This is a genomic window from Pseudomonas sp. Tof1 (genome assembly GCF_055390395.1).
The window spans coordinates 3,416,058-3,427,126 of sequence record NZ_AP024344.1; the positions used below are offsets into that span (position 1 = coordinate 3,416,058).

The following is an 11,069-nucleotide window of genomic DNA, read 5'->3' on the forward strand; positions in this document are numbered from 1 at the left end:
AATCGCATTTCTGCAAAGGCCGCTAACATTCAAATATGAATTCTTGGCGGCCTTCAATTCGTAATCCGAATACTAAGAGGCGGTTTTTATTCTCGCAAAGCACAAAAAGGCATATTTATATAACCAATATGATTTTCAGGCGGTCGTGCCTGTCGAGAAGCCGCCACGTGCCCGTGGCTTACTCGGCATAGATACTTTGCAGCAGCGCGTCATGGGCTGCCGCTTCGTGCATGAGCATTTGCGGCAAGAGCAATCTTGCCGAATGGGCGATTTCATCGATCAGTGCCCGGGCCACGTCCGACAGCGGGCTGGCGAAGGCCGAGATCAGGCCGAAGAAGAATGGGATATGGCAACCGAGCGGACGCACCAACACGCCTTCCACCGGCACGCCCCTGGCCGTAAACGGATCGACCAGGGCGACGCCCAGGCCGGCGCGGGCCATCTGCATGGCGATCAGCGAGGTGTTGGTATCGAGCATGCGGGGCGTGCCGCAGCCCGCGTCGCGGAAAGCCTTGTCGATGCGCCGCCGAAAGCGGTAGGGGTTGGCCATGGTGACCAGTGTCTGGCGGGCCAGCAGATCCATGGGCAGCACTTCATGGGCCGCCAGGGGCGAATGCTGCGGCAGTACCGCGACACAGGAGGCTTCGCCGATCCAGTGGATATCCAGCCCGCGATGTTCGAGCGGCAGGCTGACCGCGCCGAGGTCCATGGTCTTGGACAGTACCGCCTGCACCACGTTTTCCGGCGACATGCTCTGCAGTTGGACCTGCTGCGGCCGCAGAGTCTCGGGCAGGCGAGCCAACGCCGCCGGCAGCAGGCCGGCGGCCAGGGCCGAAATCGCCACCAGCTTGATCTGGTGATTCTCCTCCTGGGCGATATGCTGCGCGCGCTGGCGGATATTGCGTATCCCCAACAGCGCGCTCTCGACTTCGCCATACATCATGAAGGCCTTGTGCGTCGGCGTGACCTTCGGCCCGCTGCGTTCGAACAGGGCGAAACCCAGCTCCTGCTCCAGTTCCTGGATCACCCGGGTGACCGAGGGCTGCGAACGGCCGAGCATCTTCCCCGCGGCGGTGACACTCCCCGCCGACATCACCGCAGCAAAAGCTTCCAACTGACGCAGATCCATACGCACGCCTTACCGTTACCGATCACGGAAAATCTGGAAGTCTACACGCAAAAATGTGAGAGCCGGCTTGCTGGCGATGGCATACGCACGGGCCCTTCAGTTTTTTTGCTGAACGCCGCACCGCCGCGAAGCTTTTGCTTTTGCTTTTGCTTTTGATCTTGCTCTTGATCCACCCGCCCCGTTCCCAGCAGGCTGAGTGGAGGTTCTGTTTCGAGAGTTGCCCGGCAGGGATGCCGGGCGAGCCGTGTTGGGCCATGGATGGCCCGTCACGGCGTGCTCTCGAAACAGAACCGGAGCGAAGGAACCCTCGCGCAGCGAGGGCCAATGGAGGGGCAAGCGTTTTTTGGTTACTTTTTTTGGCGTCTGAAAAAAAGTAACTCGCCCGTAAGGGGCGAAACCGTAACATCAGCTAAACGCGCAAACGGATATGTACCCCACCTCCCACCTCCCCCGGAAAAAGCCGAACAGACAGCAGCTCCCGCACCTGATCAATGCCCATCCGCAGAAGGCTGCTGCGGTGGCTGAACCTTGTGCATCAACGGCACCAACACCGTCGCCAGAATAAAGCAGACCATGATCACCAGAAACGCATCGGCATAAGTCAGCGTCTGGGCCTCTCGCCAAGTCAGGGCCCAGAGCTGGCGCAACGCGATCTGACTGGCATCCAGACTGTTCTGGCCAAGCGCCTGGGCACTGCTGCTCAAGTGTTCGAGCCAGAGATTCATCTCTTCGTTACGGCTGCTCAGGTGCTCCGCCAGACGCAGGAAATGCAGGTTGCTGCGGTCGTTGAGCACCGTGGCGCAGGCAGCGATACCGATCGCGCCGCCGAGGTTGCGCATCAGGTTGAACAGCCCCGAGGCAAGCTTGAGCCGGGCCGGTGCCAGGGAGCCGAGGGTCAGCGTCACCGTCGGCGCGACGGTCAGTTGCTGGGCAAACCCGCGTATCGCCTGGGGCAGCAGCAGTTCCTTGCTACCCCAGTCATGGGTGATCGGCGCAAAATTCCACATCGACAGGCCGAACAACGCCAGGCCGAGCATGAGGATCCAGCGCAGGTCGATACGGCTGGCAAGGAACGCATACACCGGAATCGCCAGCAACTGGAAGATCCCCGTGGAAAACACCGCGATACCGATATCCAGTGCCCCGTAGCCGCGCACCCGGCCGAGGAACAGCGGTGTCAGGTAGATGGTGGCGAAGATGCCGATGCCGGTGATGAAGGAAAACAGGCAGCCGAGGGCAAAGTTGCGCTCGCCCAGGGCACGCAGGTCGACGATCGGCTCGTCGATTTCCAGGCAGCGCCAGATGAACAGCACCCCGCTGGCCAACGCCACCCAGGCCGTCAGGGTGATGGTGCTGTCACTGAACCAGTTCCAGCGCGGACCTTCCTCGAGGGTATATTCCAGGCAACCGAGGAACACCGCCATCAGCACGATGCCCAGGTAGTCGGCGCCCTTGAGCAACGCCAGGTTCGGCTGGTCGACCCGGACCAGCAGCGGCACGCTGAGGGTCACGAACAGGCCCGGCAGCAGGTTGATGTAGAACAGCCAGTGCCAGGAGGAAATGTCGGTGATCCAGCCACCGACCGCCGGGCCGAGGGTCGGCGCGAGCGAGGCGATGGCACCGATGGTCGAGGCGGCGATGATGCGCTGCTTGCCGTTGAAATAGATGAAGGCGGTGGTGAACACCAGCGGAATCATCGAACCGCCGAGGAAACCCTGCAACGCGCGAAAGGCGATCATGCTCTGGATGTTCCAGGCCACCGCGCACAGCAGGCTGGTCAGGGTGAAGCCGGCGGCGGAGGCGGCGAACAGCCAGCGGGTGCTCATCACCCGCGACAGCCAGCCGGACAGCGGGATGACGATGATCTCGGCGATCAGGTAGGCGGTCTGCACCCAGGCGGTGTCATCGGCGCCCGCCGACAGGCCGCCGCCGATATCGCGCAGCGAGGCGGACACGATCTGGATGTCGATCAGGGCGATGAACATGCCCAGGCACATGCAGGCAAAGGCGGCGACCTTCTGCCGGGTGCTCAGTGTGGGCAGCCCGTCACTCATGGCCGGCTGGCCTGGGCAACCGCCGGTTCGATAGCCGGTTGTTCGCGGGTGTTCACTTCGGTCTGAACCGAGAGCCCCGGGCGCAAGGCACCGAAGTCGGCGTCGCTGCCGTCCAGGCGGATCCGCACCGGAACACGCTGGACGATCTTGGTGAAGTTGCCGGTGGCGTTTTCCGGCGGCAGCACGCTGAACTGGGCGCCCGTGGCGGGTGCCAGGCTTTCGATGTGCCCATGGAACTCACGACCCGGCAGGATATCGGCCTTGATATTGACCGCTTGGCCGACCTGCATCCGCGCGAGCTGATCTTCCTTGAAGTTGGCGTCCACCCACAGGCCATGGGCCGGTACCACCGAAATCAGCTGACTGCCGGCTGCCGCATAGGCGCCGACCTTGGCCCGGCGGTTGCCGACATAGCCGTCCAGCGGTGCGCGCAGTTCGGTGTAGCCGAGGTTCAACTGTGCCTGGTCGCGCTCGGCCTGGGCCTGTTCCAGCATGGCCCGGGCCTGTTGCCGCTGGGTTTCGATCACCGCCAATTGGCGTTGCGCCGCCAGCAGTCCCGCCTCGGCCCGGGCCCGTTCGGCCTGGGCGGTTTTCCAGGTGGCATCGGCACGCTGGGCACTTTCGACGGAGACCGCCAGGCTGCGCACCAGCGTCTGGTAGCGGGCGTGGTCGTCGTGGGCGCGGCGGGCCTCGGCATCGCTGGCATCGATCTGCGAACGGGCCTGGCTGATCAGCGCCTGCTGCAACTGTTCGGTGGCATCGAGGTTGGCCAGGCTCGCCCGCTGGGCGGCCACGGCACCTTCGGCCTTGGCCAGGGCGATGCGGTAGTCACGGACATCGATGCGGGCCAGCAGGTCCCCGGCCCTGACAAACTGGTTGTCGCTCACCGCCACTTCGCTGATATAGCCCGGGACCTTGGCGCTGATCACCGTGACTTCGGCGCCGACATAGGCATCCTCGGTGTCCTCGACGAACCGTCCGGTCTGCCACCAGTGGCTGCCGTAAACGACGGCCGCGGCCACCGCTGCCGCGAGCACCGCCAGGCGCACCAGTGGCTTGCGCCGCGCCGGGGCCACAGCGGATGTACTTTCGGGGGCAATGTGGACTTGAGTGCCCATGGCGGACTGACCTCTATCGCTGGCAACGAAAAATTATGATCATAATATTCATGGCGGCTTTTATCATGCAAGTCTCTATTTTCCGACAGCGAATCCACTCGTCGGGGCAATGCGGTACCGGTACCGGCGCGTCACGCCTATACTGCCGGGCTGATTCATCAACGGGCGTGCCAGGTACGCGCCCTTCCCTGCGCAACTTTCAACAAGAGAACCCCATGGCCAATCATGACCTGACCTTCCTGCCGGATCCCGACGCGGACTCGATTTCCTCCGACGTGGCCGGCTTCGGCGGCCTGCTGGTGTCCACCCAGATCCCCACCCGTGCCGACGGCAGCCTGGAACTGGGCGATATCACCCGGCAGAGCGAATGCACCCTGCAGGCGCTCAAGGTGGCGCTGGAGAAGGCCGGCAGCTCGCTGGACCGCGTCCTGCACCTGACCATCTACCTGACCGATATCGCCGACCGTCCGGCGTTCAACGAGGTCTACAGGCGGTTCTTCGTCAAACCCTGGCCGGTACGTGCAGCCATTGGCGTGGCAGCCCTGGGGGTCGAAGGCATGAAGGTGGAAGTCACGGCGATGGCGGCCAAGGCCTGACCGGTCAGCCGCAACGGGTGCCGGCGCGGCGTTTCGCCGGTACAATGCACGCCTTGACCGTGCAGCCTGACTAGAAAAACATGTCCCTACCCAAGCATCACCTGGAATTGCTCAGCCCCGCCCGCGACGTGGCCATCGCCCGCGAAGCCATCCTGCACGGGGCCGATGCCGTGTATATCGGCGGCCCGAGCTTCGGCGCCCGCCACAATGCCTGCAACGAAGTGAGCGATATCGCCCAGTTGGTGGAGTTCGCCCGCCGCTACCACGCGCGGGTCTTCACGACCATCAACACCATCCTGCACGACAACGAGCTGGAGCCGGCGCGCAAGCTGATCCATGAACTCTACGATGCCGGGGTCGACGCGCTGATCGTCCAGGACCTGGGCGTAATGGAACTGGATATCCCGCCGATCGAACTGCACGCCAGCACCCAGACCGACATCCGCACCCTGGAACGGGCCAGGTTCCTCGACCAGGCCGGCTTCTCCCAGTTGGTGCTGGCCCGCGAACTGAACCTCCAGGAAATCCGCGCCATCGCCGACGAAACCGACGCGGCGATCGAGTTCTTCATTCACGGTGCGCTGTGCGTGGCCTTTTCCGGCCAGTGCAACATCTCTCATGCGCAGACCGGCCGCAGCGCCAACCGTGGTGACTGCTCCCAGGCCTGCCGCCTGCCCTATACCCTCAAGGATGACCAGGGCCGCGTGGTCGCCTACGAGAAACACCTGCTGTCGATGAAGGACAACAACCAGAGCGCCAACCTGCGCGCCCTGGTGGAAGCCGGCGTGCGCTCGTTCAAGATCGAGGGCCGCTACAAGGACATGGGCTATGTGAAGAACATCACCGCCTACTACCGCCAGCGCCTGGACGACATTCTCGAAGGCCGCCCGGACCTGGCCCGCGCTTCCAGCGGCCGCACCGCGCACTTCTTCGTGCCGGACCCGGAGAAGACTTTCCACCGCGGCAGCACCGACTACTTCGTCAGCGAGCGCAAGATCGATATCGGCGCCTTCGACACTCCGACCTTCACCGGCCTGCCGGTGGGCGTGGTGGAAAAAGCCGGCAAGCGCGACCTGCAGGTGGTGACCACCGAGCCCTTGTCCAACGGCGATGGCCTCAACGTGCTGATCAAGCGCGAAGTGGTCGGCTTCCGTGCCAACGTCGCCGAACCGCGCGGCGAGTTCGAGGAGGACGGTGAAAAACGCTACCGCTACCGCGTCGAACCCAACGAGATGCCGGAGGGCATGCACCGCCTGCGTCCGAACCACCCGCTGAACCGCAACCTGGATCACAACTGGCAACAGGCATTGCTCAAGACCTCCGCCGAGCGCCGTGTCGGTGTCAGCTGGAGCGCGCGCCTGCGCGAGGAGCGTCTGGAACTGACCGCCACCAGCGAGGAAGGCGTCAGCGCCAGCGTGGCCCTGGACGGCCCGTTCGGCCTGGCCAACAAGCCGGAGCAGGCCCTGGAGCAACTGCGCGACCTGCTCGGCCAGTTGGGCACCACCCAGTACCACGCCACCGCCATCGAGCTCGATGCACCACAGGCCTACTTCATCCCCAACTCGCAGCTCAAGAGCCTGCGCCGCGAAGTGATCGAGGCGCTGACCGCAGCCCGCGTCGCCGCCCATCCGCGCGGTGGCCGCAAGGCCGAGACCAGCCCGCCGCCGGTGTACCCGGAGTCGCACCTGTCGTTCCTGGCCAACGTCTACAACCAGAAGGCCCGTGACTTCTATCACCGTCATGGGGTCAAGCTGATCGACGCGGCGTTCGAGGCCCACGAGGAAACCGGTGAAGTGCCGGTGATGATCACCAAGCACTGCCTGCGGTTCTCCTTCAATCTGTGCCCGAAACAGGCCAAGGGCGTGACCGGCGTGCGGACCAAGGTCGCGCCGATGCAACTGATCCAGGGTGACGAGGTGCTGACCCTGAAGTTCGACTGCAAGCCTTGCGAGATGCACATCATCGGCAAGATCAAGGGTCACATCCTCGACCTGCCGCAACCGGGCAGTGCGGTGGTCGGCCATATCAGCCCGGCCGATCTGCTCAAGACCATTCCCCGCGCGCCACACTGAAGTGAGCGGCCTTGACGGCCGCTTTCGCCCGCCCCGCAAATAAAGTCGTCGACCGGCTTCGCGGGGCTTGCATATCGGCGCATTGCCCTCTTCAATGAGCAGGCCCCGCCTCCAGGCGGGGCCCTGTTTCCCTGTCGAGACGAGCCAGATGGATCTGCGCCAGAAACCCGCCCTATGGAAGACCTTGTGGGCCCTGCCTGCGGCCACCCGCTGGCTGCTGCTGGGCATCGGCCTGTCGCGGGTCGCCTCGTTCATGGTCTGGCCGTTCATCGTGGTGGCGATGAACCGACGCTTCGGCACGCCGATCACCGATATCGGCGCGCAACTGGCCCTGGGTGCGCTGATCAGCATCGCCCTCTCACCGCTCAGCGGCTTTCTCGGTGACACCTTCAATGCCCGCAACCTGATGGGCTTCGGCTGCGCCCTGGGCGCCGGCTGCTTCCTGCTGATGGGGCTGGCACCCGGGCAGACCAGCTACTTCGTCGCGATCATCGGCATGGCGGTCGCCCACAGCATCCTCGAACCGCTGTTGCGGGTGCTGCTCAGCGACACCGTCGCCACCGACAACGAACGCACCTTTCTCTTCCACATCCGCTACTACGTGGTCAATTGCGCCGCTGCCAGCGGGCCGTTGCTCGGCATGTGGTTCGCCAACCGCGAGAGCGACGCGGTGTTTCCGATCGCCGCCTTCACCTACGCACTGCTGGCCCTGAGTATCTTCGGCGCCGCGCGCTATCGGCTGCAGGCGCCGCACCTGGCCGGTACCGAGCCGACCTCGCCGCCCCTGCGTGAGGTGCTGCGGGCGATGCTCGGCAATCGACTGTTCCTGACCATCATCGTCGCCAACTTCTTCCTGGTGCTGGTCTACGCCCAGGTCGACGAGTCGCTGACCTTCTACCTGCTGGCACTCAAGGTCGAGGACATCAACGCGGTGATCGCCAGCCTGAGCGTGACCAACGCCTCGGTCGTGCTGGTGTTCCACCTGTGCCTGATGGGCTGGCTGATGAACCTGGCCGACAAGCGCGCCTACATCCTCGCCCTCGCCTGCCTGATGATCGGCCACGCGATCATTGCCCTGAACACCGGCGCGCTGTGGTACGGCTGGATACTGGCGATCGGGTTCGCGACGCTGGCCGAGATCATCGTCATGCCGTTGTTCGCCACCCTGATCGATCGCCTCGCGCCGCCCGGCATGCGCGGCAGTTTCATCGGCATTTCCATGCTGGCCGGGCTCGGCTCGGCGCTGGCGCCGCTGCTCGGGGCGCTGGTGATCAGCCACTTGGGCGGCGTGGTGCTGTTTTCCGCCCTGGCGCTGGCCTGCCTGCCCATCGGCCTGCTCGGCTACCGGGCACTGGATGCCGGCCAGCCGGCCAGCGCGCTGGAACCGACGACATGATCGCCCTCAACCAGGTCCAATTCGGAGTGAACCCGGGATGAATCCTTACCAACTGTTGGCACCTCGTTCATTCTGGCGCAGTGCCGTGGCACAGCAGACGGCCGAAAGCATGAGCGAGTTGTGGCTGCCGCAATTCGGGATCGAACGCGACGATGCCATCGTCACCGCCGGTTCCTGCTTTGCCCAGCATATCGGCCGGGCACTGGTGGAGCGCGGGATGAACTGGGTCGACAGCGAACCGGCGCCGGCCGGCCTGTCGGAAGCCGAGCGCAAGGCGCGGCACTATGGCGTGTTCTCCTTTCGCACCGGCAACCTCTACACCCCGGCGATGTTGCGCCAGTGGCTGGAGTGGTGCCTGGACAGGCAGGCCATGCCCGACGAGCTCTGGAGCCGCGATGGACGTTTCTTCGACCCCATGCGGCCGGTGGTCGAACCCGAAGGCCATGCCAGCCGGCAGGCGCTGCTGGAGGCCCGACAGGTCACGCTGGCGGCGATGAAGACGGCGTTGCAGCGGGCCAGGGTCTTCGTTTTCACCCTGGGGCTGACCGAGGCCTGGGTGAATCGACGCAACGGCCTGGTGTACCCGCTCTGCCCCGGTACGCTGCAGGGGACGTTCGATCCGCAGGTCCATGCCCTGCACAACTTCGGCTTCGTCGACAGCCACCGTGAAATGCACACGGCACTCGAACTGTTGCGCTCGGTGAATCCGCGGATCCGGGTGCTGCTGACCGTGTCGCCGGTGCCGCTGACCGCTACCGCGACCGGCCAGCATGTGTTGACCGCCACCACCTACTCCAAATCGGTGTTGCGCGCGGTGGCCGGCCAGTTGTGCGAGGAACAGCCGGAAGTCGACTACTTCCCCTCCTACGAGATCATCACCGGCACGCCGTTCAAGGCCGCCTTCTACCAGGACAACCAACGCGAAGTCACGGCCGCCGGGGTGGCGTTCGTCATGCGCCAGTTCTTCAGCGCCCTGAACGGCCAACCGCCGGTGGCACCAGCCAACCCGATCGCTCATCTGCCCAGCGAGGACCTTGTTTGTGAAGACGCCGTACTCGACTACTACGCCAAGCCCTAGCTTCCTGCTGCTGGGCGACTCCAACGCCGGGCCGATCGGCAAGGCGGCGCAGGCCCGCGGGTTGATGGCCTGCGGCGGCCCGCTGGGGGCCGGACGGGATTTCAACGTCGATTTCCTGGTAGCGCAGCCGGGGGACGTGGGGTTTCGTGATACGGAAATGGACCAGCGTTATCGCCAGGCGCTGGAGCTGGCCGGGGTGGCCCGGCTGGAAGAACTGTCGGTTCCGCTGGTCAGTACGCTCGGCATGAGCGTGCACTTTCTCGCCAGTCGGCCGAACTGGCACTGTTATCAGGATGAAAGTGGCGAGTTCGACGCCGGGTTTCTGGGCGGGCCCCTGTTCGAGTCGATCATAGAAGAAATGAGCCGGTATGCCCTGGCGTTCTACGAAAGGGTGCTGGGACTGGGCATCAGGGTGCTGGTGGTCCTGCCACCGCAGCGGGTGCCGGAGTTTTCCGATGCGCGGGTATTCATCGCGGCGCAGGAGGTGCTGATTCGACGCTTGCGCGAGTTGGGCGTCGAGCTGATCGATGTGCGGGACGCCGCCAACGGTGAGGATGGCTGGCAGGCCCCGCGGTTCTGCGAGATCGATGACCCGTTGCACGGCAACCTGGCCTTCGGCGAGCTGATCGTCGAGGCGCTGCTTCCCCGACTCGCCCAGCCACAGTGGGCCTGACCCACCCCCCATCCCGCTCCATTCGGTGGATGAGCGCAGGCCTGCGGGCCCACAGGATTTCAGGTTTCGGTATAGGGCTGCGGCTGCTCACCGAGGATTGTCACCCGTTCGCCATACCGCGAATGCGGGAAGTAGTCCCACACCGCATGGTGCTGGGTGCAGCGGTTGTCCCAGAACACCAGGGTATTGGGCTCCCAGCGTACCCGGCAGGTGAGAATCGGCTCGCGGGCCACCAGGCCGAACAACAGGTCCAGCAGCGCCCGGCTTTCCCCCTCGGACAGTTGCACGATATGCGAGGTGAACCCGGAGTTGACGAACAACGTCTTGCGCCCGGTCTCCGGATGGCGCACCACCACCGGGTGTTCGGTCCTGGGCAACCCCTCCGGCGCCGGGTAGCCCTTCCACGGAATCGCCCCATCATGGATGGCCGTCAGCCCCTGCAGAAAACCCTGCAGGGTCGGCGACAGCATGTCCAACGCCAGGTGCATGTTGGCGAACAAGGTGTCGCCACCGCTACCGATGGCCGGGGTCTCCTTGATGTACAGCATCGAACCCATCGACGGTGCCAGGTCCGCGGTACCGTCGGTGTGCCAGGCCTCCCCGGCGACGAAGCGCGATTGCGCCGTGGCACGGATGACCACCAGTTCCGCATCGTCGCCGTCGATATCCTCCAGCGGCAAGGCGCGCAACTCACCGAACAGTCGACCAAAGGCCTTGTGCTGCTCGACGCTCAGGTGCTGGTCGCGAAACACCAGCACGTGGTTTTCCAGAAAGGCCCGGCGAATTTCCGCCAGTTGCCCGGGCGCCAGTTCCCTGGACAGGTCGACCCCGCCGATCTGCGCGCCGATGATCGGAGTCAACCGATCGACGGTGATGTGCTGGTACGGCGCCCGACGTTCGCCGGCGATCCTCTCGACGGCCTTCAATGCCCACTGATCCATGTTCCCTCACCT

Annotated in this window: 9 protein-coding genes; 5 read left to right on the top strand and 4 right to left on the bottom strand. The window is 64.5% G+C overall.

Annotated elements, in window-relative coordinates; translation table 11 throughout:
- Positions 1-178 precede the first annotated feature (178 nt).
- From ACZ5KU_RS15210 to ACZ5KU_RS15220, 3 genes are all read right to left on the bottom strand, one after another.
- Complete coding sequence (locus tag ACZ5KU_RS15210) at positions 179-1,129, bottom strand: LysR family transcriptional regulator (protein ID WP_416768995.1); 951 nt, start codon at positions 1,127-1,129, stop codon at positions 179-181.
- A gap of 488 nt (positions 1,130-1,617) precedes the next feature.
- Positions 1,618-3,183 (bottom strand): DHA2 family efflux MFS transporter permease subunit, encoded by a 1,566-nt coding sequence (locus tag ACZ5KU_RS15215; protein ID WP_416768996.1) that lies wholly within the window; start codon positions 3,181-3,183, stop codon positions 1,618-1,620.
- Positions 3,180-4,301: an HlyD family secretion protein gene (locus tag ACZ5KU_RS15220; protein ID WP_416768997.1), complete on the bottom strand. Its 1,122-nt coding sequence runs from the start codon at positions 4,299-4,301 to the stop codon at positions 3,180-3,182. Before ACZ5KU_RS15220 ends, ACZ5KU_RS15215 begins: the two co-directional genes overlap by 4 nt.
- A gap of 215 nt (positions 4,302-4,516) precedes the next feature.
- Here ACZ5KU_RS15220 and ACZ5KU_RS15225 point away from each other — a divergent pair, with 215 nt between their 5' ends.
- The 5 genes from ACZ5KU_RS15225 (at position 4,517) to ACZ5KU_RS15245 (ending at position 10,116) form a co-directional block, all read left to right on the top strand.
- Positions 4,517-4,897 carry a RidA family protein gene (locus tag ACZ5KU_RS15225; RefSeq protein ID WP_054059237.1) on the top strand — a complete coding sequence of 127 codons (381 nt, stop codon included), beginning with the start codon at positions 4,517-4,519 and terminating at the stop codon, positions 4,895-4,897.
- 80 nt (positions 4,898-4,977) lie between these two features.
- Positions 4,978-6,969, top strand: coding sequence for a peptidase U32 family protein (locus ACZ5KU_RS15230; protein ID WP_054059238.1), 1,992 nt, complete (start codon positions 4,978-4,980; stop codon positions 6,967-6,969).
- Positions 6,970-7,117: 148 nt separating this feature from the next.
- On the top strand, positions 7,118-8,365 hold the full coding sequence (locus tag ACZ5KU_RS15235) for an MFS transporter (protein ID WP_464737382.1): 1,248 nt from the start codon (positions 7,118-7,120) through the stop codon (positions 8,363-8,365).
- A 37-nt stretch (positions 8,366-8,402) separates the two neighbouring features.
- On the top strand, positions 8,403-9,443 hold the full coding sequence (locus ACZ5KU_RS15240; protein WP_054059240.1) for a GSCFA domain-containing protein: 1,041 nt from the start codon (positions 8,403-8,405) through the stop codon (positions 9,441-9,443).
- Complete coding sequence (locus ACZ5KU_RS15245; RefSeq protein WP_054059241.1) at positions 9,406-10,116, top strand: hypothetical protein; 711 nt, start codon at positions 9,406-9,408, stop codon at positions 10,114-10,116. Before ACZ5KU_RS15240 ends, ACZ5KU_RS15245 begins: the two co-directional genes overlap by 38 nt.
- A 59-nt stretch (positions 10,117-10,175) precedes the next feature.
- Here ACZ5KU_RS15245 and ACZ5KU_RS15250 read toward each other — a convergent pair whose 3' ends face one another.
- Positions 10,176-11,057, bottom strand: a complete 882-nt coding sequence (locus tag ACZ5KU_RS15250; RefSeq protein ID WP_273826193.1) for a TauD/TfdA dioxygenase family protein — start codon at positions 11,055-11,057, stop codon at positions 10,176-10,178.
- Positions 11,058-11,069: the final 12 nt, after the last annotated feature.

Bases quoted from the DNA above. Each gene is read 5' to 3' on its own strand.
- ACZ5KU_RS15210 (WP_416768995.1), bottom strand. From the start codon at position 1,129: ATGGATCTGCGTCAGTTGGAAGCTTTTGCTGCGGTGATGTCGGCGGGG.
- ACZ5KU_RS15215 (WP_416768996.1), bottom strand. From the start codon at position 3,183: ATGAGTGACGGGCTGCCCACACTGAGCACCCGGCAGAAGGTCGCCGCC.
- ACZ5KU_RS15220 (WP_416768997.1), bottom strand. From the start codon at position 4,301: ATGGGCACTCAAGTCCACATTGCCCCCGAAAGTACATCCGCTGTGGCC.
- ACZ5KU_RS15225 (WP_054059237.1), top strand. From the start codon at position 4,517: ATGGCCAATCATGACCTGACCTTCCTGCCGGATCCCGACGCGGACTCG.
- ACZ5KU_RS15230 (WP_054059238.1), top strand. From the start codon at position 4,978: ATGTCCCTACCCAAGCATCACCTGGAATTGCTCAGCCCCGCCCGCGAC.
- ACZ5KU_RS15235 (WP_464737382.1), top strand. From the start codon at position 7,118: ATGGATCTGCGCCAGAAACCCGCCCTATGGAAGACCTTGTGGGCCCTG.
- ACZ5KU_RS15240 (WP_054059240.1), top strand. From the start codon at position 8,403: ATGAATCCTTACCAACTGTTGGCACCTCGTTCATTCTGGCGCAGTGCC.
- ACZ5KU_RS15250 (WP_273826193.1), bottom strand. From the start codon at position 11,057: ATGGATCAGTGGGCATTGAAGGCCGTCGAGAGGATCGCCGGCGAACGT.